Source organism: Kitasatospora sp. NPDC096140 (genome assembly GCF_040303045.1).
Taxonomy (GTDB): domain Bacteria; phylum Actinomycetota; class Actinomycetes; order Streptomycetales; family Streptomycetaceae; genus Kitasatospora.
Genome location: NZ_JBEOUW010000049.1, coordinates 18,859 through 44,816 on the forward strand (window position 1 = coordinate 18,859; position 25,958 = coordinate 44,816).

General features: G+C 71.8%; 25 protein-coding genes. 4 read left to right on the forward strand and 21 right to left on the reverse strand.

All coding sequences use genetic code 11. The annotated features are described in order from the left end of the window. Positions 1-49 precede the first annotated feature (49 nt). Positions 50-196 (reverse strand): hypothetical protein, encoded by a 147-nt coding sequence (locus tag ABT048_RS34910; RefSeq protein WP_350525619.1) that lies wholly within the window; start codon positions 194-196, stop codon positions 50-52. Positions 197-447: 251 nt separating this feature from the next. On the opposite strand from ABT048_RS34910, the gene ABT048_RS34915 reads away from it, so the two are divergent. Continuing rightward, a complete protein-coding gene (locus tag ABT048_RS34915) occupies positions 448-1,545 on the forward strand; it encodes a M48 family metallopeptidase (RefSeq protein ID WP_350525620.1) in 1,098 nt (365 codons plus the stop codon). A gap of 110 nt (positions 1,546-1,655) precedes the next feature. Here the strand turns inward: ABT048_RS34915 and ABT048_RS34920 are convergent, their stop codons facing one another. From ABT048_RS34920 to proB, 5 genes are all read right to left on the reverse strand, one after another. Next, entirely contained in the window at positions 1,656-2,717 is a 1,062-nt protein-coding gene (locus tag ABT048_RS34920; protein WP_350525621.1) for an SCO2583 family membrane protein, read from the reverse strand. Positions 2,718-2,827: 110 nt separating this feature from the next. Then, positions 2,828-3,400 (reverse strand): SCO2584 family spore wall biosynthesis protein, encoded by a 573-nt coding sequence (locus ABT048_RS34925; protein ID WP_502894109.1) that lies wholly within the window; start codon positions 3,398-3,400, stop codon positions 2,828-2,830. A gap of 102 nt (positions 3,401-3,502) precedes the next feature. Next, complete coding sequence (locus ABT048_RS34930) at positions 3,503-4,825, reverse strand: glutamate-5-semialdehyde dehydrogenase (protein ID WP_350525623.1); 1,323 nt, start codon at positions 4,823-4,825, stop codon at positions 3,503-3,505. Between the two features lie 79 nt (positions 4,826-4,904). Beyond that, positions 4,905-5,429: a DUF8830 family protein gene (locus ABT048_RS34935; RefSeq protein ID WP_502894108.1), complete on the reverse strand. Its 525-nt coding sequence runs from the start codon at positions 5,427-5,429 to the stop codon at positions 4,905-4,907. Positions 5,430-5,601: 172 nt separating this feature from the next. After that, a complete protein-coding gene (gene proB, locus ABT048_RS34940) occupies positions 5,602-6,738 on the reverse strand; it encodes a glutamate 5-kinase (protein WP_350525624.1) in 1,137 nt (378 codons plus the stop codon). Positions 6,739-7,052: 314 nt separating this feature from the next. Between proB and ABT048_RS34945 the strand changes: the two genes are divergently transcribed. Next, a complete protein-coding gene (locus ABT048_RS34945) occupies positions 7,053-7,871 on the forward strand; it encodes a hypothetical protein (protein WP_350525625.1) in 819 nt (272 codons plus the stop codon). Between the two features lie 85 nt (positions 7,872-7,956). On the opposite strand, the gene obgE is transcribed toward ABT048_RS34945, so the two are convergent. The 5 genes from obgE to ABT048_RS34970 form a co-directional block, all read right to left on the reverse strand. Then, positions 7,957-9,435 carry a GTPase ObgE gene (obgE, locus tag ABT048_RS34950; RefSeq protein ID WP_350525626.1) on the reverse strand — a complete coding sequence of 493 codons (1,479 nt, stop codon included), beginning with the start codon at positions 9,433-9,435 and terminating at the stop codon, positions 7,957-7,959. A gap of 117 nt (positions 9,436-9,552) precedes the next feature. Beyond that, positions 9,553-9,810 carry a 50S ribosomal protein L27 gene (rpmA, locus tag ABT048_RS34955; protein ID WP_030058248.1) on the reverse strand — a complete coding sequence of 86 codons (258 nt, stop codon included), beginning with the start codon at positions 9,808-9,810 and terminating at the stop codon, positions 9,553-9,555. A gap of 14 nt (positions 9,811-9,824) precedes the next feature. After that, positions 9,825-10,142, reverse strand: a complete 318-nt coding sequence (gene rplU / locus ABT048_RS34960) for a 50S ribosomal protein L21 (protein WP_030233759.1) — start codon at positions 10,140-10,142, stop codon at positions 9,825-9,827. Positions 10,143-10,370: 228 nt separating this feature from the next. After that, complete coding sequence (locus ABT048_RS34965) at positions 10,371-13,919, reverse strand: Rne/Rng family ribonuclease (protein WP_350525627.1); 3,549 nt, start codon at positions 13,917-13,919, stop codon at positions 10,371-10,373. A 395-nt stretch (positions 13,920-14,314) separates the two neighbouring features. Further along, complete coding sequence (locus ABT048_RS34970) at positions 14,315-15,115, reverse strand: TIGR03936 family radical SAM-associated protein (RefSeq protein WP_350525628.1); 801 nt, start codon at positions 15,113-15,115, stop codon at positions 14,315-14,317. A gap of 393 nt (positions 15,116-15,508) precedes the next feature. On the opposite strand from ABT048_RS34970, the gene ABT048_RS34975 reads away from it, so the two are divergent. Continuing rightward, entirely contained in the window at positions 15,509-17,122 is a 1,614-nt protein-coding gene (locus ABT048_RS34975) for a recombinase family protein (protein ID WP_350525629.1), read from the forward strand. A 213-nt stretch (positions 17,123-17,335) separates the two neighbouring features. Here the strand turns inward: ABT048_RS34975 and ABT048_RS34980 are convergent, their stop codons facing one another. From ABT048_RS34980 to ABT048_RS34995, 4 genes are all read right to left on the reverse strand, one after another. Then, a complete protein-coding gene (locus tag ABT048_RS34980; RefSeq protein ID WP_350525630.1) occupies positions 17,336-18,772 on the reverse strand; it encodes a replication initiator in 1,437 nt (478 codons plus the stop codon). 157 nt (positions 18,773-18,929) lie between these two features. After that, complete coding sequence (locus ABT048_RS34985; RefSeq protein ID WP_350525631.1) at positions 18,930-19,121, reverse strand: hypothetical protein; 192 nt, start codon at positions 19,119-19,121, stop codon at positions 18,930-18,932. Further along, positions 19,121-20,428, reverse strand: a complete 1,308-nt coding sequence (locus ABT048_RS34990) for an FtsK/SpoIIIE domain-containing protein (RefSeq protein WP_350525632.1) — start codon at positions 20,426-20,428, stop codon at positions 19,121-19,123. Before ABT048_RS34990 ends, ABT048_RS34985 begins: the two co-directional genes overlap by 1 nt. Before the next feature lie 201 nt (positions 20,429-20,629). Then, positions 20,630-20,983: an SCO3933 family regulatory protein gene (locus ABT048_RS34995; protein ID WP_350525633.1), complete on the reverse strand. Its 354-nt coding sequence runs from the start codon at positions 20,981-20,983 to the stop codon at positions 20,630-20,632. 250 nt (positions 20,984-21,233) lie between these two features. On the opposite strand from ABT048_RS34995, the gene ABT048_RS35000 reads away from it, so the two are divergent. After that, a complete protein-coding gene (locus ABT048_RS35000; protein WP_350525634.1) occupies positions 21,234-22,001 on the forward strand; it encodes a GntR family transcriptional regulator in 768 nt (255 codons plus the stop codon). Between the two features lie 495 nt (positions 22,002-22,496). Here ABT048_RS35000 and ABT048_RS35005 read toward each other — a convergent pair whose 3' ends face one another. From ABT048_RS35005 to ABT048_RS35030, 6 genes are all read right to left on the reverse strand, one after another. Continuing rightward, positions 22,497-22,985 carry a SitI3 family protein gene (locus tag ABT048_RS35005; protein WP_350525635.1) on the reverse strand — a complete coding sequence of 163 codons (489 nt, stop codon included), beginning with the start codon at positions 22,983-22,985 and terminating at the stop codon, positions 22,497-22,499. Between the two features lie 17 nt (positions 22,986-23,002). After that, the gene (locus tag ABT048_RS35010; RefSeq protein WP_350525636.1) at positions 23,003-24,358 is read right to left on the reverse strand and encodes a putative T7SS-secreted protein; all 1,356 of its coding nucleotides are present in this window, start codon (positions 24,356-24,358) and stop codon (positions 23,003-23,005) included. Continuing rightward, positions 24,358-24,678 (reverse strand): hypothetical protein, encoded by a 321-nt coding sequence (locus tag ABT048_RS35015; protein WP_350525637.1) that lies wholly within the window; start codon positions 24,676-24,678, stop codon positions 24,358-24,360. Before ABT048_RS35015 ends, ABT048_RS35010 begins: the two co-directional genes overlap by 1 nt. A 111-nt stretch (positions 24,679-24,789) precedes the next feature. After that, positions 24,790-25,074 carry a hypothetical protein gene (locus ABT048_RS35020; protein WP_350525638.1) on the reverse strand — a complete coding sequence of 95 codons (285 nt, stop codon included), beginning with the start codon at positions 25,072-25,074 and terminating at the stop codon, positions 24,790-24,792. Positions 25,075-25,235: 161 nt separating this feature from the next. Further along, the gene (locus ABT048_RS35025) at positions 25,236-25,523 is read right to left on the reverse strand and encodes a hypothetical protein (RefSeq protein ID WP_350525639.1); all 288 of its coding nucleotides are present in this window, start codon (positions 25,521-25,523) and stop codon (positions 25,236-25,238) included. Beyond that, entirely contained in the window at positions 25,520-25,783 is a 264-nt protein-coding gene (locus ABT048_RS35030) for a hypothetical protein (protein ID WP_350525640.1), read from the reverse strand. Before ABT048_RS35030 ends, ABT048_RS35025 begins: the two co-directional genes overlap by 4 nt. Between the last annotated feature and the right edge of the window lie 175 nt (positions 25,784-25,958).

Genomic DNA, 25,958 nt, shown 5'->3' on the forward strand with positions numbered 1-25,958 from the left:
AGGGCCTGGTCCCGGCGGCCGGGCGAGGGCCTGACGCCGGGTCCCGGGGCTAGTTGCCGCGGAAGGCGCGGGCCATCAGCCAGACCAGCAGGCCGATCCCCACGAAGGACGCGATCACGATGATCCGCAGGAAGAGGCCCGGACCGGCCTCGTCGGAGATGGGCGTGGCCAGGCTGACAAGCGTGTCGGTGGACATCTGCGGGGCTCCTCGAACTGCTCGGTACCGCGGCCGGGTCCGGTCTCGGTGGTCCAGGGCATTCAGGGTAAACCGGCCTCACACCGGCGCCGCCCACCGGCCCCCGCGGCGCGGCCGGGGCCGCACGTACGCTGTCGCCCGGGGACGAGTACGCAACCACGGACGTTGCACAGACAGTCGTTTCAGGCGAAGACCAGCGGGGGGCCGGCCAGTGGGCCGCAGCCGCCGTCGACCAGGAGGGTACTCACACCATGACCGACACGACCGCGAAGACCCCGAGCCGCCGCCGCGAGCGTTTCCCCGGGATCTCCACCCGGGCCTGGGAGCACCCGGCGGACCGTTCGGCGCTGGTCGCCCTGCGGCGGCTGTCCGGCTTCGACGACGTCCTCAAGAAGCTCGCCGGCCTGGTCTCCGAGCGCGCGATCCGGCTGATGTTCCTGGCCACCGCGGTGAAGACCTCCGAGCGCCAGTTCCCCGAGCTGTACGACATGGTGCGCGACACCGCCTACGTGCTCGACCTGGAGCAGGTCCCCGACCTGTACGTGACCCAGGACCCGGCGGTCAACGCGTACACCATCGGCATCGACACTCCGATCATCGTGATCACCAGCGGCCTGGTCGAGCTGCTCGACGAGGAGGAGCTGCGCTCGGTCATCGGCCACGAGGTCGGCCACGCGATGTCCGGCCACGCCGTCTACCGGACGATGCTGATGATCCTCACCAACATCGCCACCCGGATCGCCTGGGTGCCGCTCGGCAACCTGGCGATCACGGCCGTCATCACCGCGCTCAAGGAGTGGTTCCGCAAGGCGGAGCTGTCCAGCGACCGGGCCGGCCTGCTCGCCGGGCAGGACCTCCAGGCGTCCATGCGGGCCCTGATGAAGCTGGCCGGCGGGCACAACCTGGCCGAGATGAACGTCGACGCCTTCCTGGAGCAGGCCGAGGAGTACGAGAAGGCCGGCGACCTGCGCGACGGCGTCCTCAAGCTGCTCCAGGTGCTGCCGCAGACCCACCCCTTCGCGGTGGTCCGGGTCGCCCAGCTGAAGAAGTGGGCGGAGAGCGACGAGTACCGCTCGATCATGACGGGCGCCTACCCGCGCCGCGCGGACGACCCCGACACCTCGGTCGGTGAGCAGTGGAAGGCGGCCGCCGACCACTACGCGACCTCGGTGAAGGAGAGCAAGGACCCGCTGATGGGCCTGATCCGGGACGTCGCCGGCGGCGCCGTGACCGTGGGCGGCAAGCTCCGCGACACCTTCACCGGCGCCGGCCGCGGCAGCTCGAACGGCGCCGAGGGCTCGAACGGCTCGAACGGCTCCGACGGCAGGACCGACCGCGACAACAGCTGAGCCCCGGCACCCGGGCCCCGCCCGCCGGCGAACGCCGATGGCCGCCGAGGAGCGCCGACGACGGCCGGTGACCCGCCCGGGTCACCGGCCGTCCGCGCGTCGCGGAGCCCTCAGCTCCCCGCCAGCACCCCGCACACCTGCCAGGCCGGCCGGGCGTGGTTGCCGGGGTCGACGGCCGCCGGCGGCGTGACCGCCGTGCCCTGCGCCGTGGCCAGGACCGGCTGCAGGTAGCCCGCCATCGAGGTGCCGCAGGGCGCCGGACCGGCCTGGAGCACCGAGTCCACCAGCCGCAGTTGCGCCGAGGCCAGGTCGACCCGGTCGAACTGGAAGGTGAGCTGCCGCCGCACCGTCTCCAGGGTGACCGGCGCTCCGGCCGGGGCCCCGGCCGGCTTCAGCGCGTAGACGAAGGTGTGGTCGGTGGTGATCTGCAGCGTCCCGCTGTCCGCCTCGTCGATCCGCATCGCACCGACCACCTTCACGGTGTCCGAGGCCAGCGCGACCTGCGCCGGGTCGAAGCGGACCATCCAGCCGGTCACCGCGTGGTGCCGGTCGTCCACCGGCTGCGCCACGCCCGTGTCGAACTCCGCCTGCTCGCCGGGCGTGACGAAGGCCCGCACGTCCGCGGTGGCGCCCTGGACGAGGGCGGCCGGGGCCAGCGAGGAGGCGACCAGGTAGCGCTGGACGGTGTCGAGCGCCTTGGTCACCTCGACCCGGCTGAAGTGCTCGGTGGCCGCCCCGGTCGGGGTGTTCAGCCCGACCGTGCCGTCCCCGTACCCGGGTGGCAGCACCGCGAAGGGGTTCGCCGGGTCGGCGACCGGGTGGACGGCCGAGGCCGGGCTCAATGCGACCAGGCTGACCGTCAGTTGGCTGCCCTCGGGCCGGGCCGGGATCCCCCTCGGCGAGCTGACCCCGAAGTACACCGCAGCCCCGAACGCGAGCAGGATGAGCAGCAGCAGGGCGAGCGCCTGGCGCGGCACGGTGCCCAGCGGGCCGAGCCGCACCCGCTGCCGGGTGGCCTTGCCGAAGGAGCCCGCCAGCCGCTCCCGGGCGGACAGCTCCTGGATCCGGGCAGCCCGGACGAACGATTCGTCGAAGACGACGGACCGGAATTCGTCCTCGTTGCCGGAGCCGCCCTCGGGCGTACCCTCAGGAGGTTCTCGCGGGTCACCCACAACACCAGGGTAGGCGGACACCGGCGCTGCCACGAGGGTCCCCGCGCAGATTCCCGGGGACGCTCCGTGACCACCCGCCCCGGGGCGTGCGCCCGTGCGGCGTCCGGCGGCTAGCCCGCCGGTGCGGTGACCACCAACGACGGCTCGGCGGGCGCGGGGCGCGGGTCCACCCCGGCGCTGCTGCTGCCCGACTCCGGTCTGCGGGGCGTGTCCGAGGAACCGCCCACGCCCTGGTAGATCGCCGCGACCGCGACCGCCACCAGGCTCACGCCCATGATCACGGCGAGCACCCAGGCCACCGGCCGGTGCCAGCGCTGCTGGGCCACGTACCGGCCGCGGGCGCGCACCGGGTCGTAGCCGCGCCGCCACCGGCGCCGGCTGCGCCGGTCGGTCGTCCGGCCCGGTCCCGACCAGGGGTCCGGGTAGTGGTGGTCCTCGTCGAGTCCGCTCGGGTACGGGCGCAGCTCCAACGGGAGCCCCTCCCCGGCCGAGACGTCGTAGCCCCAGCCCGGGCCCGCGGTGTCCGGCTCGAACCGGGCCTCGGCGGCGGCGAGTTGCCGCTCCTTGGCAGTCGGCTCGTGCACGGCGGCGGACCGGACGAAGGCCTCATCGAAGACCACGGTGGCGAACTCGTCGTCCGCACCACCGTGGTCGGCGCCGTCGGGGTACGGCAAGCCCCCCACATCCTCAGCCACGGATTCAGCGTATTACCGGCCGGGCGTTTTGTCTGTGGCTCCCGGCAGTTGGTCCGTCACACGTGTGACGGCCGGCTCGCGGGCCGCGGCTCAGCGGGCGTTCGGGTCCCCGCCGACGGTCTGCGTCGCCTCGCCCCGCACGTGCCCGTCACCGGTGACGATGTACTTGGTGCTGGTCAGCTCGGGCAGGCCCATCGGGCCGCGGGCGTGCAGCTTCTGGGTGGAGATGCCGATCTCCGCGCCGAAGCCGAACTCGCCGCCGTCGGTGAAACGGGTGGAGGCGTTGACGGCCACCGTGGTCGAGTCGACCAGCTGGGTGAAGCGCCGGGCGGCGGCCTGCGAGGTGGTGACGATCGCCTCGGTGTGGCCGGAGGACCAGCGGCGGATGTGCGCGACGGCGGCGTCCAGCGAGGGCACCACGGCCGCGGCCAGGTCGTACGAGAGGTACTCGGCGCCCCAGTCCTCGTCGGTCGCGGGCACCACGGTCGCCGGACCGCCCTCGGCGGCCTTGAGTACCGCCTCGTCGCCGTGCACGGTCACCCCGGCCTCGGCCAGGGCGGCCAGCGCGAGCGGCAGGAAGGCGTCCGCGACGTCCTGGTGGACCAGCAGCGTCTCGGCCGCGTTGCAGACGCTGACCCGCTGCGCCTTGGAGTTGAGCAGGATGCCGACGGCCATCGCCAGGTCGGTGTCGGCGTCCACGTACACGTGGCAGTTGCCGGTGCCGGTCTCGATCACCGGGACGGTCGAGCCCTCGACCACGGTGCGGATGAGCGAGGCGCCGCCGCGCGGGATCAGCACGTCGACGAGGCCGCGGGCGCGCATCAGCTCCTGCACGGAGTCGCGGCTCTCCCCCGGCACCAGCTGGACCGCGTCGGCGGGCAGCCCGGCCGCGGCGAGGGCGTCCCGCACCACGGCGACGAGCGCGGTGTTGGAGCGGTAGGCCGAGGCCGAGCCGCGCAGCAGCGCCGCGTTGCCCGACTTGAGGCAGAGTGCGGCGGCGTCGGCGGTGACGTTCGGGCGGGCCTCGTAGATGATGCCGACCACGCCGAGCGGCACCCGTACCTGCCGCACGTCCAGGCCGTTCGGCAGGGTGTAGCCGCGGACGACCTCGCCGACCGGGTCGGGCAGGCCGGCCACGTCGCGCACGTCAGAGGCGATCGCGGCGATCCGCTCCCCGGTGAGGGTCAGCCGGTCGATCACCGACTCGGCCGTTCCGGCCTCGCGGGCCCGGGCGACGTCCTCGGCGTTGGCCGCGACGATCTCCGCGCTGCGGGCCACCAGCGCGTCCGCGATCGCCAGCAGCGCGGCGTCCTTCGCCCTGCGCGGCAGCGGAGCGAGCGCGGCGGCCGCCTCCCGGGCTCGGCGCGCTACGGCGAGGACGGGGCTGTCGGCGGTGGCGAGGTCGCTGGTCATGCCGCCAAGGGTAGCGACTGCGCCCGCCCGGGCCTCCCGCGTTCCGCATGGCGAACAGCGGCCGCCCGGGACGGTCCGGTCAGTACGGGTGCACGCCGCCCAGGTGCGGCGGCGGATCGCCGAAGCCCTCCGCCACCCGCTTGTGGTACGTCGCCCGGTCGACCACCTCCAGCCCGACGATCTCCCACGGCGGCAGGTTCGCGGTGACCTTGTGCTCGCCCCAGAGCCGCAGCGCGATCGCCGCCGCGTCGTGCAGGTCCCGGGCCTGCTCCCAGTAGCGGATCTCGGCGTGGTCGGCCGCGTAGCGGGCGGTCAGGAAGAACGAGTGGTCGTGCGCCAGTCTCTCCAGTGAGGCGCGCAGCGAGGACAGCTGGGTGGCCTCCCCGGACACGCTCAGCACCACGTGCCACAGCCGCGCCTGCTCGGGCACGGTGGGCGGCTCCGCGGCGTCCGCGCGCTGGGTCCGCAGCCTGCGCATCCCGGCGGGCCCCTGGGGCGGCCGACCGGTCGGCTCGGCGGGGCCGTCCCCGCGTCCGCCGTCGATGCTGGTCAGCCGCCGGCCCGCCGTCCCTCCGGTCAGCGCTGCCTCGCGCCTGCGTTCCACCGGCGGCCTCCTGTTCGGCGATCTCGTGTCGTCCCCACCGCCCCGTCGGCCTCTCGGCCGACCGGTACGGCTGCGCCCCTCCTCGCCCGTGGCCGGGCCGCTCCCGGTACGGAGCGGCCCGCCGTCCGCACTGCGCCGATCGGCCGGCGGCCGGTGCCGGCCCGCCGAGCGGTCAGCCGCGCAGAACGACCAGGTCGTCGCGGTGGACGACCTCGCGCTCGTACGCGGCGCCGAACTCCTGGGCCAGGTCGCGGGTGGACCGGCCGAGCAGGCGGGGCAACTCCCTCGCATCAAAGTTGACCAGTCCGCGAGCCACGATGTGGCCGTTTTCGGCAAGAAGGTCCACCGGATCACCCGCGGCGAAGTCCCCGTCGACCTTGGTGACCCCGGCGGGCAGCAGCGAGGCGCCGCCGGAGACGACCGCCTCGACGGCGCCCGCGTCCAGGTGCAGGGTGCCGCGCGGGCTGCTCGCGTGGGCGAGCCAGAGCATCCGGTCGGAGGTGCGGGCGCCGGTGCGCAGGAAGAGCGTGCCGGTGGGTCGGCCGGCCAGCGCGTCGGCGGCCTGGCTGGCCGCGGTGAGCACCACCGGGATGCCCGCGCCGGTGGCGATCCGGGCCGCCTCGACCTTGGTGACCATGCCGCCGGTGCCGACCCCGGCCTTGCCCGCGCTGCCGATCTCGATGCCGTCGAGGTCGTGCGGGCCGCTCACCCGCGCGATCCGGCTGGTGCCGGGGCGGGAGGGGTCGCCGTCGTAGAGGCCGTCCACGTCGGAGAGCAGGACGAGCAGGTCGGCCCGGACGAGGTGGGCGACGAGCGCGGCGAGCCGGTCGTTGTCACCGAACTTGATTTCGGCGGTGGCGACGGTGTCGTTCTCGTTGACGATCGGCATCGCGCCCATCGCCAGCAGCTGGTCCAGGGTGCGGTAGGCGTTGCGGTAGTGGGCGCGGCGGCTGGCGTCCTCGGCGGTGAGCAGCACCTGGCCGACGCGGATGCCGTACCGGGCGAAGGAGGCGGTGTACCGGGCGACCAGCAGTCCCTGGCCGACGCTGGCGGCGGCCTGCTGGCGGGCCAGGTCCTTGGGTCGCTTGTCCAGGCCGAGCGGGGCGAGTCCGGCGGCGATGGCACCGGAGGAGACGAGCACGACCTCCGGGGCGTCGGGGCGGCTGCGCACCTTGGCGATCGCGTCGACCAGGGCGTCGACGCGGTCGGCGTCCAGGCCGCCGGCCGCCGTGGTGAGTGAGGAGGAGCCGACCTTGACCACGATCCGCCGTGCGGTCAGCACCTCCTCCCGCAGAGAGTCCTCGCTCATCTCGCTGTACGCCCTTCCGGTGTGGTGCGGGTACGGCGGGCCCGGGCCCGGCCGTCACTCCCGAAATCTACGCGATCCGCGCAGGTCTCCCGCAGGGAGTTTCACCGGCTGGACCCGGGCTGGTCACGGGCCTGCCACAGCCGGTCCGGCAATCCGGATGGCTGGTATGGTCCCTGACCGAAAGCCAGATCGGGGGACGGCTTCTTGCCCGCTGGACCCATTTCGTCTTCGACCCTTGCTGTCACGAGAGGGCGGCGCCGCACTGGGCAGGCCGGCAACGGTTCGCGGTCGCGCGCCCGGGAGAAAAGCGCATCATGCGTTCGTACACCACCAAGCTGACCGTCGCCGCCCTGGCGGCGGCCACCGCGCTGTCGCTCGCGGCCTGTGGCCCGGACAACGCCGACCCGGCCGCTCCGTCGGGCGGTTCCACCGGTGCCGCTCCGGCGCCGACTTCGGGCGCTCCGGGCGCCACCGGCGGTGCCGCGACCGGGGGTGCCGCGACCGGCGGCGCCACCGGCGGTTCGACCGCCGCCCCGACGGGCGGTGCCGCCGGCGCTGCCACGGGCGGCGCTGCCACCGGCGGTGCTGCCACCGGCGGTGCTGCCACGGGCGGAGCCGCGACCGGCGGGGCCGACGCGACCGGCGGCGGCGCCGGCGGCGGCCAGGGCCTGCCGCAGGCTCCCACCGCGGTGAAGTTCGGCCAGCCGGCCACCGTGGACTTCGCGGACAAGGACTTCAAGGCCGCCGCCAAGCTGGAGATCAACGTCACCGGCATCGTTCCGGGCTCCATCAAGGACTTCCAGGACGCCAAGGCCTCCACCGTCGGCCTGGAAGGCCGCTCGATCTTCTACGTCAGCTGGACGATGAAGAACCTCGGCGACTCCAAGCTGACCTTCGCCGCCCCGAACTCCAAGTTCCGGCTCTACGCCACGGACGGCAAGCCGGCCAACTTCGCCAACTCCGCCGGCACTCCGATCGCCAAGTGCAGCACCCCGAGCTTCTCGGGTGCCACGAAGGGCGTCGAGTTCAAGGGCTGCGACATCTTCAGCTTCCCGGCGGGTGCCACCCCCGCGCTGGTCGGCTACGGGGACGCGACCGACATCAACAAGATCCAGGCCTCCTGGGCGAAGTGACGCACCATCGGCCCTGAGCACGGGAACGGCCCCCGCCACCTCGACAGGTGGCGGGGGCCGTTCGCGTCAGCCGGTCCGAGCGGGCTCAGTCCTCGTCGTCGTCGCCCTCGATGGCGGCCTGGCGGCCGCTGGACAGCGCCTCGAATGCGAGGAACTCGGCCTCCGCCGCGTCCCGGCCCTTCTGCTTCTCGCGGCGGCGGTCGACCGCCGGGCGGGGCGACTCGAAGCGGTGGTCCTCACCGCGGCGGCCGAGCATCTCGGCACCGGCGGCCATGGTCGGCTCCCAGTCGAAGACGACGGCGTTCTCGTCCGGGCCGATGATGACGGTGTCGCCCTCGTGCGCCCCGGACTTCCACAGCTGGTCCTCGACACCGAGGCGGGCCAGCCGGTCGGCGAGGTAGCCGACGGCCTCGTCGTTGGAGAAGTCGGTCTGGCGGACCCAGCGCTCCGGCTTGACGCCGCGGATGCGGTAGGCGCCGTCCTCCTCGGTGATGGTGAAGCCCGCGTCGTCGACGGCCTTGGGCCGCAGCACGATCCGGGTGGACTCCTCGGCCGGCTTGGCGGCGCGCGCCTCGGCGACGATCCCGGCCACCGCGAAGCTCAGCTCGCGCAGGCCCTTGCGGGAGGCGGCGGAGACCTCGAACACCCGGTAGCCGCGCTCCTCCAGGGAGGCGCGGGTCAGGTCCGCGATGTCCTGGCCGTCCGGCACGTCCACCTTGTTGAGCGCGACCAGGCGCGGACGGTCCTCCAGGCCGCCGTACTCGGCGAGCTCGGCCTCGATGGTCTCCAGGTCGGTCAGCGGGTCGCGGCCGGGCTCCAGGGTGGCGCAGTCCAGCACGTGCACCAGCACCGAGCAGCGCTCGACGTGCCGCAGGAACTCCAGGCCCAGGCCGCGGCCCTGGCTGGCGCCCGGGATCAGGCCGGGCACGTCGGCGATGGTGTAGACAGTCTCGCCCGCGGTGACCACGCCCAGGTTGGGGATCAGGGTGGTGAACGGGTAGTCCGCGATCTTCGGCTTGGCGGCGGAGAGCACCGAGATCAGCGAGGACTTGCCGGCGCTCGGGTAGCCCACCAGGGCCACGTCGGCGACGGACTTGAGCTCCATGACGATGTCACGGGCCTCGCCGGGCTCGCCGAGCAGCGCGAAGCCGGGCGCCTTGCGGCGGGCCGAGGCCAGCGCGGCGTTGCCGAGGCCGCCGCGGCCGCCCTGGGCGGCGATGAAGCTGGTGCCGTGCCCGACCAGGTCGGCGAGCACCTCGCCCTTGCGGTCCAGCACCACGGTGCCGTCCGGCACGAGGAGGACGAGGTCCTGGCCGTCGGCGCCGGTGCGGTTGCCGCCGGCGCCCGGCTTGCCGTTGGTGGCCTTGCGCTTGGGCGAGTGGTGGTACTCCAGCAGGGTGGTGACCTGCGAGTCCACGGTGAGGATGACGCTGCCGCCCTCACCGCCGTTGCCGCCGTCCGGGCCGCCGAGCGGCTTGAACTTCTCGCGGTGCACGGAGGCGCAGCCGTGGCCCCCGTTACCCGCGGCGACGTGAAGTTCGACGCGGTCCACGAAGGTGGTCATGGGTGTGCCTCCAGTGCGCGAGAGTCTGCTTCTACCTGCGTAAAGCGTGAAGGGTGGACCGGAGAATTCCGGCCCACCCTTCACTGTGAGTCATACGACTCGGGAGTCCGCTGGGACTCAGGCCTCGACGGCCACGATGTTGACGACCTTGCGGCCGCGACGGTTGCCGAACTGCACGGCACCGGCGGTCAGCGCGAACAGGGTGTCGTCGCCACCGCGACCGACGCCCGCACCCGGGTGGAAGTGGGTGCCACGCTGGCGGACGAGGATCTCGCCGGCCGAGACGACCTGGCCGCCGAAGCGCTTCACGCCGAGGCGCTGGGCGTTCGAGTCACGGCCGTTACGGGTAGAGCTTGCGCCCTTCTTGTGTGCCATATCTCGCTATCCCCTTACTTGCTGACCGAGTCGATGCTGGTGATGCGCACCGCGGTGTGCTTCTGGCGGTGGCCCTGACGACGGCGGTAGCCGGTCTTGTTCTTGTAACGCAGGATGACGATCTTGTCACCCTTGGTCTGGTCGACCACCTCGGCGTGAGCCTTCACGCCGGCCAGGACCCACGGGTCGGAGGTGACGGCGTCACCGTCGACGACGAGGATGGTCGAGAGCTCGACCGAGTCACCCGGCTTGGCCTCGATACGGTCGATCTCCAGCACGTCGCCGACGGCGACCTTGTGCTGGCGGCCGCCTGCGCGAACGATCGCGTACATGCGGTACCTGCTTTCCTTGCTCGGTCGGAACCCCCGACGCCAGCCACCTGGGTACGGACACAGGAGCCTCTCCCCGGCTCTCCGCGCGGACGCGGCGACCTCGGGAAGGTGATGTGCTCGGGAGCATGGCGTAGACACGCCGATGGTCAAGAATACGGACCGGCCGCCCGGGGGGCAAACCGGCCCGTACGACCCGGGGCGGGATCGCTCCCGCCCCGGGCGTGGGCACTACTCGGCTGCCGTATCACCCTCGGCGGCCGCGGCCTTCTTGGCCGCCGCGCTCGTCCGCTTGGTCGCGGTCTTGCGGGCGGTGGTCTTCTTGGCCGCCGTGGTCGTCTTCTTGGCGGCGGTCTTCTTCGCGGCGGTCTTGCGGGCGGCCCGCTTCTTCGGTGCCGGCGCCTCCTCGGCGGCGGCCTCCTCGGTGGCGGCCTCCTCGGTGGCGGCCTCCGCGACCGGTGCCTCGGCGGCGGGAGCCTCGACGGCCTCCTCGGCCGGGGCCTCGACGACCGTGGCCTGCGCGACGACGACCGGCTCGGCGGCGGCTTCCGCCACGGCCGGGGATGCGGCCTCCAGGGCCGCCTCCAGCGCCGCCTCGGCCTTCGCCTGCAGCACCACGATCTCGGCGGTGTCCGGCGAGCCCGCCGGAGCCGTGGCCTTGCGCACCGCGCGGCGGCGCGGACGGCCCGCCGGAGCGGCCGGCGGGGCCTGCTCCACGACCGGCTCGACGACGGCCGGAGCCTCGACCTCGGCCTCGGCGCCCGGGACCTCAAGCGCCAGCTGGCCCTCGATCTCCTCGCGCACCGGCTCGCCCGGCAGCTCGGCGATCTCGGCCACCGACTCGGTCACGACGGCCTCGACGACCTGCGCCTCCTCGTGGCCCGCGCCGCCCTTGCCCCGGCGACGGCGCTTGCCGCTGCCGGCCTCGCCCGCCGGGGCGGACGGGGCGTGGACGTGGGCGCTCGGCTGCTCCATGTGGACGATCACACCGCGGCCGTTGCAGTGCACGCAGGCCTCGGAGAAGGACTCCAGCAGGCCCTGGCCGACCCGCTTGCGGGTCATCTGGACCAGGCCCAGCGAGGTGACCTCGGCCACCTGGTGCTTGGTCCGGTCCCGGCCCAGGCACTCCAGCAGACGGCGCAGCACCAGGTCGCGGTTGGACTCCAGCACCATGTCGATGAAGTCGATCACGATGATGCCGCCGAGGTCGCGCAGCCGCAGCTGGCGCACGATCTCCTCGGCCGCCTCGATGTTGTTGCGGGTGACCGTCTCCTCCAGGTTGCCGCCCTGGCCGACGAACTTCCCGGTGTTGACGTCGATGACGACCATCGCCTCGGTGCGGTCGATCACCAGCGAACCGCCGCTGGGCAGCCAGACCTTGCGGTCCAGCGCCTTCATCAGCTGCTCGTCGATCCGGTAGGTCGCGAAGACGTCCACCTCGGAGGTCCACCGCTGGAGGCGCTCGGCGAGGTCCGGGGCCACGTTGGAGACGTACTCGTGGATGGTCTTCCACGCCTCGTCGCCGGAGACGATGACCTTGGTGAAGTCCTCGTTGAAGATGTCGCGGACGACCCGGACGGTCATGTCCGGCTCGCCGTACAGCAGCGCCGGGGCGTTGCCGGTCGCGGCCTTCTTCTGGATGTCCTCCCACTGCTGCTGGAGGCGCTGGACGTCGCGGGTCAGCTCCTCCTCGGAGGCGCCCTCGGCGGCGGTGCGCACGATGACGCCCGCGTCGTCCGGGACGATCTTCTTGAGGATCTGCTTCAGGCGGGCGCGCTCGTTCTCCGGCAGCTTGCGCGAGATGCCGGTCATCGAGCCCTCGGGCACGTACACCAGGTAGCGGCCGGGCAGCGAGATCTGGCTGGTCAGGCGGGCGCCCTTGTGGCCGATCGGGTCCTTGGAGACCTGCACCAGCACGGACTGGCCGGACTTCAGCACGGACTCGATCCGGCGCGGGCCGCCGTGGCCCAGCGCACCGAAGTTGACCTCACCGGCGTACAGCACCGCGTTGCGGCCCTTGCCGATGTCGACGAAGGCGGCCTCCATCGACGGCAGCACGTTCTGGACCTTGCCCAGGTAGACGTTGCCGACGTACGAGGTGGCCTGCTCCTTGTTGACGTAGTGCTCGACGAGCACGCCGTCCTCCAGGACGCCGATCTGGGTGCGCTGGCCGTTCTGGCGCACCACCATGACGCGCTCGACCGACTCGCGGCGGGCCAGGAACTCGGCCTCGGTGATGATCGGCACCCGGCGGCGGCCCAGCTCGCGGCCCTCGCGGCGGCGCTGCTTCTTCGCCTCCAGACGGGTCGAACCCTTGATGGACTGCACCTCGTCCGGGTCGAACGACGGCTCGGTGGAGCGGCGGCGCGGCTCGCGCACCTTCACGACGGTGCGGACGCCGTCCTCGGTGGTCTCGGCGGCCTCGACGGCGCCGGCCTCACCGCTGCGACGGCGGCGGCGACGGCGGCGACGGGACGAGGACAGGCCCGCGGCCAGCTCGTCGTCCTCCTCGCCCTCCTCGTCGTCGGCCTCGGCCGGCTCCTCGGCGACGGGCTGCTCGGCCTCGGCGGCCTCGAAGTCCTCGGCCTCGCCACGGCGGCGGCGACGGCCGCCCCGGCGACGACGGCGCGACGGACGGCCGTCGTCCTCCCAGTCGCCCTCGGTCTCCGGACCGGCGGCGGGGGCCTCGACGGCCGGGGCCTCGACCGGAGCGGCGGCGACCGGCGCCTCGGCGACCGGCTTGGCGGCGGCGGCGGGCTTGGCGGCGGGCTTCTCGGCAGCCTGCTTGGCGGCGGCAGCCTTGCGGCGGCCCGGCTCGACCCGGGTGCGGACCCGGCGGCGGCGGCCGACACCGCTGTACTCGTACTCGTCCTCCTCGTGCCCGGCCTCGGCCTCGACCGGGGCCGGAGCCGGAGCCTCGACCGGCGCCGGGGCGGCGGCGGGCTGCTGCGGCGCGGTCGGCGCGACGTAGGGGGCCGGCTCCTGGAAGACCGGGGCCTGGAAGACCGCGGTGGCCGGGCGCACGGCGCGACGGCGCACCCGGTGGTGCGGCTCGGCCTCGGCGGCCGGAGCGGGGGCGGGCTCGGCCACCGGAGCGGCAGCCTCGGCGGCCTCCTCCTCCGGCTCCTCGACAGCGGGCTCCTCGGCCTGCGGCTGCTCGGCGGCCGGCTCCTCGACCGGGGCCTCGACGACCGGCGCGGCCTCGACCACGCGACGGCGGCGGGGGCGGCGAGCCGGAGCGGCGGGGGCCTCCTCGGCCGCCGGCTCGGCGGCGGCGGGGGCCGGGGTCTCGACGGCCGGGGCCGGTGCGGTGGGGGCTTCGGCAGCGGGCGCCTCGGCGGCGGGCGCACCGGCCGGGGCCTCGGCGCGCTTGCGGGTCCGGCGGGCCCGGGCGGGCTTCTCGGCGACCGGCTCGGCCGGCGTCTCGGCGGCGGCCTCGGCCGCGGGGGCCTGGTCGGCCTCCGGCGCGGTGACCGCGGCCGGGGTCGCCTCCGGCGTCCCGGCCGGGGCCTCGGCCCGCTTGCGGGTCCGACGGGCCCGGGCGGGCTTCTCGGCGACCGGCTCGGCGGCCGGCGCCGGAGCGGCCTCGGCCGCGGGCGTCTCGGCCGGCAGGACGGTCTCGGCCGCCTCGGCGGCCGCACCCTGCGGGGTGCCCGCCGGGCGGGAGACCGCGCGGCGACGGCGGCGCGGCGGCGCGGCGGACGCGCCCTCGCTGCCGGTCGCGGCGGTTTCGTCGTGTTCCGTGGCCGCAGTCTGCTGCGGATCGGTGTTATCGAGCATGCGGGTGGATCTCCCGTCAGGCCCCCGGGCTCCGCATCCGGGCACGGCGCGGCACCGGTGGGCGGCCGGCATCGCGACGATGCTCGGGCCGGACCCATTCACGGTGCCGCCGTGCGGACGCGAGGCCGCACAGGGGCTCGTAGTCTCGCTCGGCGCCCCGCGCTCGGCGGGGTGTCGAAAGTCTTCTGGTCTGACCAGTCTTCTGAGGTTTTCCCAAGCTGCGCCGTCCCCCAACCCCGGGTGGCTCCCGGACCGGGCCCCGGGCCCGCCGGCCTTCTTGCCGGCAGGCCCCGGGTGGCAGGCCTGTGCTGCGACGACGCTCGCTCCCCTGGGGAGCCGCGGGAACCCTGGAGGACCGTCGGGCCCAGTGAGGCACTGGACCCGGCCTCCGCCCGCTAGGCGGGCGCGGTAGCGCGCGGCCCGGCGCCCGGCTCCGAGCCGGCCTGGGCCGCGGCGCGGTCGAGCGCCAGCGGGTCGGTCACCGTGCCGGTCCCCTCGTCGAGCGGCCCCTGCGCCAGCCTGGTCACCTCTGCGGGGACCGGCGGCGCCAGGTCGGCCGTCGCACGGAGACCGGACAATACGTCGTCGGGTCGTACGGCGGGTGTGGCGTGTCGTACTACCAGGCGCAGTATCGCACAGGGACGGCCGGTCCGAACATCGCGGTCGGTTCCGGTCGCCGTGTCCGCACCGCCGTCGACCTGGGGCGGGAGGACGTCGAGCGCCGCCACCGCACCGCGCGCGTCGAAGACCCGCACGCCGTTCTTGGTGAGGCGTTCGACCTCGACCCGCTCCTCGGCGAGGAAGCGCGACGCCGCGTCGGCCGCCTGCTGCGGCTCGACGCCGTCGAGCCGGACGAGCCACTCGGAGGCCTCCAGGCGCTCCACGAAGTTCGGCGTCCGCACCTCGACCGCGTCGATCACGTCCAAGCCTGCCGGCAGCGACTCGTCCAGCTGCGCCCGAAGCTGCTCGGGGTCGCGGACGGCGGCCAGGCCGATCTCCAGGTACTCTGCCTCGCTCGCCACCCCGGTGGGGGCGGCGTTGGCGTAGGAGACCTTCGGGTGCGGGGTGAAGCCGGCCGAGTAGGCCATCGGAACGGCGGACCGGCGCAGGGCGCGCTCGAAGGCGCGCTGGAAGTCGCGGTGGCTGGTGAAGCGGAGCCGGCCGCGCTTGGTGTAGCGGAGACGGATCCGCTGCACCGTCGGCGCGGGCGGCGGACCGTCGGGCGTACGGCGTGCCAGGGTCGCTCAGTCCTTAGTCAGTTGTCCCCGTCCGGCGTGACGTGTTCCCGCCACTGTCCGGACTCTGTCACCTCAAAGGGTACGCGCCCCGCCGGCCCGCTCGCTCCGCCCCTGGTCAGCGCCTGGTCAGCCGGTGGTCAGCCGCGAACCGGAGGCCCCCGGCCGGAAGGTTCCGACCGGGGGCCCGGGGTGTGGGGACCGTCACTCGCCGACGTCGCCGCCGCCGACCGACGGCTACTTGTTGACGACCGTCAGCGGCAGCATCTTCTTGCCGGTGGGGCCGATCTGGATGTGGGTGTCCATCTGCGGCTAAATGGAGGCAGTCCCAAAACTGGCGAGGGGGTCACCGACATGGCGAAGCGCACCCGAACGGCACGTGCCACGCAGCAGAAGGCGTACACGGTCGAGGCCGAATGGACCGCCGCGGATCTGGCGTTGTTGGAGCAGCTGAAGAAAGCAGAGGCCACCCTTCCGACGGACGCGCCACGGGCGCTGCTCTCGGTCCGGCTGTCCGTACTGACGGAAGACACCACCTCCCCCGTCCGCCAGGAGCTCGACCTCCGCCGCGAGGCCCTGAACCGGGGCTGCCGCGTGGTCGGCGTCGCCAGCGACCTGAACGTATCGGCCACGAAGGTGCCCCCGTGGAAGCGGAAGCAGCTGGGCGACTGGCTCAACAACCGGGCGCCGGAGTTCGACGTGCTGCTGTTCTGGAAGCTCGACCGGTTCATCCGTCGGCTGTCCGACCTGCACACGATGATCGACTGGGCGTTGAAGTACGGGAAGAACCTGGTCTCCAAGCACGACTCGATCGATCTGACCACCGTCGTCGGCAAGATCCTGGTGACGCTGATCGGCGGCATCGCGGAGATCGAGGCCACCAACACGAGCACACGCGTCGCGAGCCTCTGGGACTACGCGAAGACCCAGTCCGCCTGGCTTGTCGGCAAGCCGGCCTTCGGATACACCACCGCCGAGGACGAGAACGGGAATGTCGTCCTTGTCATCGAGGCCGACGCGCACATAGCCCTGCACTGGTGCCGACGCATGGCCCGTCGAGGCGTCTCCGCTACCCGCATGGTGAGGCTGTTGAAGCGCGCGAGCCTCGTCAGCGACGGCCTCACGGCTACGACCCTCCTGCGCCAGCTCCGCAACCCCGCCTTGATGGGCTACCGGGTGGAAGAGGAGAAGAAGGGCGGCGCCCGCCGGTCCAAGCTCGTCCTGGACAAGGCCGGGAAGCCCATCAAGGTCGCGGAGGCTGTCTTCGCCGACGAGGAGTTCGACGAGCTCCAGGCGGATCTCGACAAGCGCAGCAAGAACCAGCCGCAGCGCAGGCCCGGTGGTGCCACGACGTTCCTCGGGGTCTTCTTCTGTGTCGACTGCGGGACGAACATGCTGGAGCAGCGGAACCGCGTCAAGGATCGGATGTACGAGTACCTGCGGTGCCAGGGCTGCAAGGGCGGAGGCTTGGGCGCTCCCAACCCCGACGTGATCAACGCCAAGCTCGTCCTCGACGTGCTGTCGGTCCTCGGCGATGAGCCCGTGCAGGTGCGCGAGTACGCCCGGGGTGCAGAGGCACGCGCCCAGGTGGCGCAGCTTGAGGAGTCCGTCTCCTACTACATGAAGGAGCTGGAGCCCGGCGGCCGGTACGCCAAGACCCGCTTCACGCGTGAGCAGGCGGAGGAGACGCTGGACAAGCTGATCACTGAACTCGGCGAGATCGATCCCGAGACCACCGAGGACCGGTGGGTGAACGTGGCCAACGGGAAGACGTTCCGGCAGCAGTGGGAGGAGGGCGGCACCGAGGCCATGGCCGCGGACCTCCTGAGGGTGGGAATCCGCTGTGAAGTCACCCGCACCAAGGTCAAGGGTCAGCGTGCTCCCGCGATCAAGCTGCGGCTCATGATCCCCAAGGACTACCGCGACCGGCTGATCGTCAAGGAAGACGACTTCGCCAGCAAGCTCTGACGAGCGGCGACCATGCGGAAGCCCCCGGTCATCGAGGCCGGGGGCTTCCATTCGCTCAGTGCTTTGTCCGGTCGTACGGCTCTTCGTGGCCCTCATCGTCCACGATGACGATCTCGCTCTCGATGGTCAGGGCCCGGGGCACCGTCTGCCGCCGCGGGACCGATCCTGCCGTCCGAGGCTCGGCCGTCGGTCGGAGATCAGCGCGCTGGGCTGTCACGCTCTCCCCCTGTCCCGATCCACCGTGCCCGCCTCTTCGCGGGCGACTTCCCGGTTGGTGGCGAGGTCTTCGGCGATGCCGGCCGCGATGAGTGCTTCGGCCGGGGAATGGCCGGTCCCGACGAAGCGCCAGGCGCCTTCGGCCACGGTCTCGCTGTCCCAGTCGGCGTACAGACCGCGAGCGTGTTCGGCACGGGCCGCCCGGAGCTGCCCATATGTAGTGGAGTAGGCCCGGGTCTTGGTGAGGCAATGTCCTCGGTACCCGAGCATGTGAGCCCAGGCCTGGAGCCGCATGTGCTGGAGTTCTGGCAGCCCCCCGAGGCGCCAGGCGGTGGCGATGAGCGCCCGAACGTGCCGGCTGACTCGCAGGGCCCGTATATCGGCGATGGACTCGATGCGCCGGTCGACCGCACCGGCAGCTTCCACACTCTTGCTCGTGTACTTGGCTACGTAAGCGGCCACGGCGTCGTCGGTGAGTCGTCCGCCGTCCCCGTTGGTGAGGGGGTGCGCGTCGAGCTGGGTGCCGAAGCTGAGCCGCCCGCCGCTGTAGGCATCCGAGTCGGGACCCGGCAGTGCCACAGCGGCAGCCGCCGAGTGGACGGTCTCCAGGAGAAGGGCGCCCGTGGCCCACAGCGGAGGTGGGCTGGTGGCCCCATCGGGTCCGTCGAGTCTGACGACGGCGTGGAAGTGGACGGCGCCGCGCTTCTGGTACTCAGCGACCTTGGCAGCGGATACCCGAACCAAGGTGCGCACCTCCGACCTGCCGACGCCCACCCGGGCGGCGAGGTGGTTGTAGAGGTTGTCGCGGAAGGCCTTCCACAGCGCCGGAGCCATGGCGTTCCACAGGATGTGGCCCGGGTAGTCGTAGCAGTCGGCGCAGAGCGGCTGGCCGATGAGCGGGTCCGTCTCCGGGTGGGCTCGGCCGCAGCCATGCCGGCCACCGTGTTCGCAGCGGCGGCGCCGGGCCGGGTGGCAGTCGCCGCCGCGATGGACCGGTCCGAAGGAGGGGGCGGTCAGAGTGATGAACAGCCGCGGGTGCCTCCGGACCGTCTCGGGGATGCCCTTTCCGCCGACGAGGCCGGAGCGAACGAGGTGGAAGGTGTCTCCGCTGTGCTCACGCGAGCAGGGCGCGCAGCGGGTGGCCCTGCGGTTGCGGCAGCGGACCGCGAGCCGGCCGCCGGGCTCGGTGGCAGTGGTGAAGTGACGCAGGACTTCGCCGGTGGCGGAGTCGAGGGTGGTGGTGTGCCCAGCGAGGTAGACGGGTTCGGCGCAGCCACCGGTGGCGCGGATCTGTTCCAGCCAGCGACGGACGTCCGGCATCTCGCCGAGACGAACCAAATCGCGGTCGATGATGGGTAGTTGGCGCAACCGCGCTTCCCGGTCGAGGAGGGCGCGGCGTGCGGCGGGGTCGTTGTGCGGGTTGGTGCGGGTCATGGTGGGTGTCTCCAGGGCCAGGGGTTGCCGGGCCCCGGCCGGGCCACGGGTGTGGCGGCTCGGCCGGGGGCAGCGATGGGACGGGTGGAACCGGTCCGGCGGTCGGGGATCAGGCCGCCGGTGGGGGTTGGGTGGGGTGGCACGGTGATCACGTCTTTCAGGCGGTGTGGGTGAGGCCTTGGAGGATCCACGTGACGGCGTGGACGACGGGGTCGGTCCAGCCGATGCGGTCGAGGTAGATGCCGAGGAGGCCGACCAGGACGATGTGCCAGGTGCGCAGTTCGCCGGAGCGGACCAGGAGATAGGTGACGACGGCGAGGAAGGCGATCAGCACCGCGGTCATGTCCATCAGACGTAGACCCCTTCACTCGGTTCGTCCGTCTGGTGGAGGCCGGGCCAGGTGGGCGCGAGCCGGGCGTGCTTCCTGGCGGTTCGGCGGGCCTGGTCGGGGGTGACGTGGATGGAGCGGGCCCTCGTCCACCTGCCGTCGGTGTCGGCGGTGATGGCGACGCCCTGTTCGGCGAGGGTGATCCGTTGGGCGGCTTCGAGGGCGTCCCTGTTGAGGTCCCCGAGCGCCATCTCCGCCGTCGCGGGGTCGCTCACCCGGTGGCAGATGCGGCCGGCCAACTGGGCTCGGAGGGCGGTGACACCGGGGCCGAGGTCGGAGCCGACCCGCTGTCCGGCGATGACCAGGTGAACGCCGAGGGCCGCGCCGAGCTGGGCGAGCCGGAGCAGGTTGGTGGAGATCTCCCCGACTTCGGCCTTGTCGTCCCTGGTCGCGACCAGGTACAGCTCCGCGACCTCGTCCACGATCAGGACGACGGGCATCTTGCGGAGCTTGGCGGGCAGGTCCCAGACCGAGCGGGCGCCGACCGAGCGGCAGAGTTCCATGCGCGCTTCGGTCTCCGCGACCAGTTCCGCGAGCAGGTTGGCGGCTTGCGCCCGGGTGGAGGCGAGAGCCGACAGCCGGTCTTCGAACAGCGACAGCTCCATGCCGCCCTTGAGGTCGATGCCGAACAGGGCGACCCGTTGCGGGGCGAGTTCCTTCACCAATGAGGCGATCAGGGTCGACTTGCCGGAGCGGGTCGCGCCGACGATCAGCCAGTGCGGGGCGCGCCGGAAGTCGATCGCCCAGGCGCGGCCGTCCTCCAGCAGGCCGACCACCGCCCGCAACACGCGCTGCTTCAGCTGGTACGGCACGACCGGTGCCCGGAGCGGGTCCCAGGCGAGCGCGGACAGGGTCACGAACCCGCGCTCGTCCGAAGCCACTCGAACCGCATGGACCCGCCAGGCGTGCGTGAGCGCTTCCACGGCCGAGATGAAGTGCTCCGGCACCTGCCCCGGGTGCAGCCGCACCGCGACGTCCAGGCCGCCGCGCCTCAGCTTCGGGATGCCCAGCCGGGGCGGGACCGGCCGCAGCGGATCACCGCGCACCACCATGTCTCCGAGCAGCGCTCGCCCGGGACGCCTGGCCACCGCGAGGCCGAGGTTCACGGTCAGCCGCCGCCACGTCACCCGGACCCGGACGACCGCGACCGGGTAGCCGAGCAGGCACCACCAGACGTAGGGGTAGTTGCGCCGGAGGCCCGGAGCCGTGGCGAGCAGGATCAGCACCGCAGCCAGCAGCACCACCCAGAGAAGCTGGAGAACGATCACCGCCGCCCCCGTTCTCCATGGCCGTGTTGTGAACCTCGGTCTCCAGGTCGCGGGCCTGACCGGCGGCCCTGGTCGCGATGGTGGCGATGTGGTCGAACAGCGGGGCGCCTTCGTCGTCCCGGCCGAACGGGTCGACCTCTTTGGCCAGGTCCCCGAGTTCGCGCAGCATGCCGCGCAGCTTCACGCGCGTCGCGCTGCTCATCAGGCGTCGCCGCCCTTGCGGGAGGCCGCCGGGGCCACCGCCGGAACGGGGGTGATGGCGTCGGCGCGGAAGGACAGGCCGTGCCGGTCCCCCATCGCCCACGAGAAGGCGGTCAGGCCGGTGACGCGCACCCGCACGCCCTCCACGACTCCGACCGGTTCGCCGGACACGCTGATCTCGATGATCGAGGCCCGCCGGCCGTCCTGGCGGACCGCGACCCCGACCGTGTAGACGGTCTGGCCCTCCCGGTCCTTGCGCACCTCCCCGGTGTCGCGGTTCGCGATCCGGGCTTCGGGGGCAACGATGCAGGTCATCGTGCCGAGCCGGGTTCCGTCAACGGGAATGGACTGCATGAGCGCACACTCCTCTGGCACCAAAGGCCATCTGACGTCAGTCGTCAAACGTACTTACCTTTGGTCCCGAGATGATGCCCTTCCTTGACGCCCCGGCGCAAGCGATTCATGCTTACGTTTAACGGCTACCGACTGACGACTGACCTAGACACGCGGCCCGAGCTGGGCAAACGACCACAGACGAACTCTCGACAACCACGCGACACGAGGCGGGCCCCCTCCCCCGGCGCCCGCACAAGGGGTCAACACTATGGCGATCATCCGGAACGAGGCACTGCACAAGCAGGTGGCGGCGGCGATGCGACAGTCCATCGCCGCCGGCGAGTGGCCGCCCGGCACGCAGCTGCCCACGGAAACCGACCTCGCCCAGAAGTACGGCGTCTCCCGACCAACCGTCAGGCTTGCTGTCGCCGCCCTCCGCAGCGAAGGCCAGCTGGACGTGAAGCAGGGCCGCGGCACCTTCGTCCGTACGGCCGTCCACGGACCCAGCGGCTCCCTGGAACGCACCGTCACCTGCCAGGCCGACGCGTACGAGACCCCCATCGACGCGTGGTTCCGGCAGGGCGAAGAGCCCACCGTCTACCGGACCCGCACCGACGCCATCACCGCGCCGCTGCTGGAGATGGACCAGGACGAACTGATGCTCGGCTGCGACCGCCTCATCACCGACCCCACCGGCGACGGCCGCGCCCTTCACCGCCTCCTGCTCCCGATGGAACACATCGAGGCCACGCCACTCGCCCAGCACCCCGACGTCACCCCGGCCGAGGCCTACACGCTGCTCACCGGTGCCGGACACGACATCGCCTGGCACGAGCGAGTGAGCGCCCGCATCCCTCAACCCGACGAGCGCGAAGCCCTGCGCCTCTCGGAAGCCGCGGTCCTCCTGGTCGCCCACCGCATCACCTACGACCGGGCGACCGGGCGACCCCTCATCCTCGAAGAGACCCGGCTCGGCGCCGAAACCGCCGCGCTCACCTACGACATCGAGCCCCGGACCGCGACGGCCACCCGCTAGTCACCCGCCCCGAACACGACCCAGCCCCCACGTCCACACCGGGCGCGGGGGCTGTCGCATACCTTCTCTACTTACTCAAGCGGCGGCGCATTCGCGCCGCCGGGGCGGCCCCAGCCGCCCCGGCCGGGCATGCGGCCTTGCGGCCGTTCCGGGCCGGGCGCCTGGCCCACCCGCACAAACCGGCCTCTCGGTCCGCCGGCTGCCGCGCCATGGCTGATGCCGGGCGGCTCCACGGTTTTACCCACCTCCCTGGCCCGGGACCCGCGTCGAGCAAGAACGGGGGGCCACTCGGCCAAACTGCGGTCAGGCCCAAAAGCCCTGACCGAGTCGCAGCAGCTTACGGCCCCCCGATCATGCTCGACCCCAAACCAGGCAGGACACCGGCCAAAACCGCTCCACCGCCCTGGAGCCCGGTGTCCAGATCAGCCGTGTCGGGGGGCCTTATTCAGGAGGAAAAAGGGTCGACAAGCCCCCCTCCCAGGGCACAACGGGCGCTCAGTCCTGAACAGAGTACTCGTAGTTCTTTCGGCGATACGGCCCCGAAATACCCGAGAGGCGGTTCGGCGGCCAGATATCACCGTGCTCACTCAAGCTCAGTTCGCCGTTCAGGCGCACGAGCCAGACGGCCTCCGATTCGTAGTGCAGGACTGCGTCGCCGGGGATCTGGGCGAGCAACTCAACAGCGAAACGTGTCATGTCGTCCTGCTGGCCGATGATGTCGCCTTCCTTCCCAAGGTCGAAGGACACCATGATGGTGGGCAAGAAGGTGTGCTCACCAATTTGCGGGGTGCCCCAGGGCAGCGGCGTCATCGGGGTGACATAGACCAAGGTGCCATATGCCGTTTCGACGCCGTCACCGACGAGCGCCGCGGTGGCGATTGTCGGGCCGAGCAGTCGCAGCGACTGGCCGACCTCATTGAGCTTTTGGGCGACCTCGTTCACGGAGAGTGGGGTCGCCAGTTCGAGGCTGTAAGAGAGAGCCATGTTCGTCCTTCTACTGGTCAGGGGTAAAGGTGAACCACGTTGCCGGCCTGGTCGATCACCTTAACCTCCCTGAGGCCATTGACCGGCTTGTCCTTCAGTGCTTGCAGAATGTCAGCTTGAGATAGGGGACTGTCCTGCATGTTCAGGACGATACGGTCGGCCTGGCCCTTGTTGACCTTCTTTTGCATTTCCGTCGTGACATTGATGGGTTTATCAGACGTGGGTGACATGCAGTCCATGATTTCGCCCTCGACACGATAGTCCGGATTCTTGGCACCGGGGACGTTCGGATTCTGTTCGACCTTGTAGCCGTTCCGTGCCAGGATCTCGGCCGACTCGTTCTCCCGGCCGAGGGACCGCTGTGTCGTGGCGTCAGCATTCTTCGGAATATTGGTGACGCGCCCGGTAGGCTTTGCCGCTGGATCAGCGGCCCCGGAGGGCGGTGTCTCCCCGGGCGGCGTCGAGCTCCATATGCCCCCTCCGCCACCGCCACCGCCATTGCTTTGCATATTGACCCGGTCGGGCCCAGACGCGTCCTGCATGATCTGTTCCATGCCGGCGCCGGCGAGAGAGAGCCCTCCGACAATGGCACTTGCGGAAACCACATTGGCCGGAACGCCGATCACCGCACCCACACCCGTGGCATCGAGAGCTGTGCCCACCACTTCGCCGCCAGCGCCGAGTAACGCGAGTCCTAGACCCCCCGCGACCTCAAGCGTCGCCCCCGGATCGTGGATCATGGCATTGCCAACAGAAGCCAGGTCTTCAGCGGCAGTCTTGCCCACGTCCATCAGGAAGTCGCCGGCGTCGGACAGGAAGTCTCCGACATCGTCCAGCCAGTCCGGTTCCTCCGGCGCCTTGTCGCGAGCCTTGGCAATCTTGTTGGCCGCGTTGTCACCAGCGGTCTTGAGCTGGCTGCGCGCATTGTCGAGTGTATGTCGCGCGGCGTCCCGCTTGCTGTCGCCGGGGTCGTTGAACTGCACCGGGTGGCCGGCGTTCTTCTCGGCTTCCTCATGCTCGACCTTAGCCGTGCTTGTCGCCGCCTGAGCCTCATCCCACTGCTTGATCGCGTCCGCCGCCTGCCCCTGGGCCCAAGTCAGGGCATGCTGGTAGGAAGTCAGTGCGTTGGCAGCGGCATGGAAACAGTCACCGGCCTCCAGCCATTTCCCAGGTGTCCCCTTGAACGCCTTCCGGAATGCTTCACCAGCCGGCCCCGACCACCCCTCAACGGTGTCGATCCGCTTCAGGCCCATTCCGGCCGAGTGGAGAGTATCGCCGTAGCCCGTGAGCCAGGCGCAGGTCGAATCAATCGCGTCCGGGTTCCCCGGAATGAGCTCGTGGGGGTCTGACGTCTGGCCCAGTTCCTTTGCCACTACTTCGCCCCCGGATCCTCGCCGCTGCTAGTCCCGAGCATGCCGTCCACGATCGCGCCTTCGATCGACTGGTACGCCTTCACCGATGCGTCCAGCCGCTTTGAGACGGCCTGCGCATCCTTTGCGAGGTTCTCCACACCGATCTCCCACCGGGTGCAGAAGTGCTCAAGGACATCAGCCAGGTGGCCGTGTCCGATGTCGCCCTTCTTCGAGTCGAGGTCGCTGACCTTCTTGACCTTCAGCTTCACCATCGTGTCGGCGATCCCCGACGAGGCCGTTTTCAGCGCCTCCAGGTCGACCTTGAAACCTTCCGCCGCCATGGACCCTCCCCGTGAACTGATGGCGTCGAACTGACTACCAACCGTATCCGACCTGCCCGACGGATTTAGGCAGAAGGCAGCAGACAAGCCTATGGCCATCCCTGGCCCTGGTCAGACCGACTCAGCGCGCACGTGCGCCGCTATGTAGCGCAGGCTCATCCGCCCCTCTAGCACGCCCTCCAGGCGAACCAACGCACCACCATGCGCATCGGTATCGGCGATCGCCCGCAGTTGCAGGCGGTCCACACCACACGTGGCAAACAGGGAGTTCAGCTCGTCCGCCATCCGTCTCGCGACCCGCCAGCCCGCGGCGTAGTCCACTCCCGGCAGCCACACCCACGAGTCCGGGTCGAGGCTAGCCGCCAACTCCGCACCGAAGTCGTCGTCCCCGTCCAACTGTTCTTCAACTCCCCTGGTCAAGAACCGAACCGGCCATCCGTGCACAGACATGCCGAGGAGCCCGATACCATCGGCATCGGGTTCCGACCCACCGGACCACCCCTCTCCCGCCAAGGTTCCGGGGTGGTCCGGCACGTCTTCAGTTGTCCCTGATCAGGTCAGGTGCAGTCCCAGTTCGGCTCCTCGCAGGCGAAGATCCGTCGGAACAGCTCCGCCTCGGTCAAGTCGAGCAGCGGATCGTCATCGCCGGTCTTCTCCCGCCAGATCTGCCGCATGAGCAGCAACCGTTGCTCCTCGGCGAACCCGGGCTCCGCGAACCACGCCACCGCGTCACGGTGCGCAGCCCGCCGGCTCGATGAGACGGCCCGCGCCGGCCAGGAGAACTGGCCGTACAGCAGCCACCGGGTCGAGACCCGGTCCCACCAGGCCCGCAGGTGCCGGATCACCGGGACGTCCCGGGGCCGACGGAGTACAGGCGGACCACGGTCGGGGTCAGGTCGAGGAAGGCCAGGGCCCGCACCTCGCCGTGCGTCGCGAGCCGGCGCCCGACCGACTGCGTCTCCGACGGCCCGAACAGCTCGGCAAAGTAGCCGTGCTGGTCCGGGCTGAGCGGAAGCGCGTCGAGCGTCTTCAGCAGCGCGGCCATCGCGTCCGGCAGCCTGCTGAAGTACGCGGGCGCCGCGACGCCGCGGACTTCCGCGATCACCGGGAAGGGATACGGGGAGGCCGCCTCAGCCTCCGACCCACCGTGCTCATCGAGCGGCATCACTTACCCGACACCTCCCCCGAGCGCCGCGGGTGCCACCTGTGGACGCCGACCGTCTGACCGTTCACCACGATGGACCGGGTCAGCGCCTTGCTCAGCCCCGCACCGCAGTAGA

Coding starts and splice junctions, on each gene's coding strand:
- ABT048_RS34910 (WP_350525619.1), bottom strand. CDS start 196: ATGTCCACCGACACGCTTGTCAGCCTGGCCACGCCCATCTCCGACGAG.
- ABT048_RS34915 (WP_350525620.1), top strand. CDS start 448: ATGACCGACACGACCGCGAAGACCCCGAGCCGCCGCCGCGAGCGTTTC.
- ABT048_RS34930 (WP_350525623.1), bottom strand. CDS start 4,825: ATGACCAGCGACCTCGCCACCGCCGACAGCCCCGTCCTCGCCGTAGCG.
- proB (WP_350525624.1), bottom strand. CDS start 6,738: ATGAGCGAGGACTCTCTGCGGGAGGAGGTGCTGACCGCACGGCGGATC.
- ABT048_RS34945 (WP_350525625.1), top strand. CDS start 7,053: ATGCGTTCGTACACCACCAAGCTGACCGTCGCCGCCCTGGCGGCGGCC.
- obgE (WP_350525626.1), bottom strand. CDS start 9,435: ATGACCACCTTCGTGGACCGCGTCGAACTTCACGTCGCCGCGGGTAAC.
- rpmA (WP_030058248.1), bottom strand. CDS start 9,810: ATGGCACACAAGAAGGGCGCAAGCTCTACCCGTAACGGCCGTGACTCG.
- rplU (WP_030233759.1), bottom strand. CDS start 10,142: ATGTACGCGATCGTTCGCGCAGGCGGCCGCCAGCACAAGGTCGCCGTC.
- ABT048_RS34965 (WP_350525627.1), bottom strand. CDS start 13,919: ATGCTCGATAACACCGATCCGCAGCAGACTGCGGCCACGGAACACGAC.
- ABT048_RS34975 (WP_350525629.1), top strand. CDS start 15,509: ATGGCGAAGCGCACCCGAACGGCACGTGCCACGCAGCAGAAGGCGTAC.
- ABT048_RS34980 (WP_350525630.1), bottom strand. CDS start 18,772: ATGACCCGCACCAACCCGCACAACGACCCCGCCGCACGCCGCGCCCTC.
- ABT048_RS34985 (WP_350525631.1), bottom strand. CDS start 19,121: ATGGACATGACCGCGGTGCTGATCGCCTTCCTCGCCGTCGTCACCTAT.
- ABT048_RS34995 (WP_350525633.1), bottom strand. CDS start 20,983: ATGCAGTCCATTCCCGTTGACGGAACCCGGCTCGGCACGATGACCTGC.
- ABT048_RS35000 (WP_350525634.1), top strand. CDS start 21,234: ATGGCGATCATCCGGAACGAGGCACTGCACAAGCAGGTGGCGGCGGCG.
- ABT048_RS35005 (WP_350525635.1), bottom strand. CDS start 22,985: ATGGCTCTCTCTTACAGCCTCGAACTGGCGACCCCACTCTCCGTGAAC.
- ABT048_RS35015 (WP_350525637.1), bottom strand. CDS start 24,678: ATGGCGGCGGAAGGTTTCAAGGTCGACCTGGAGGCGCTGAAAACGGCC.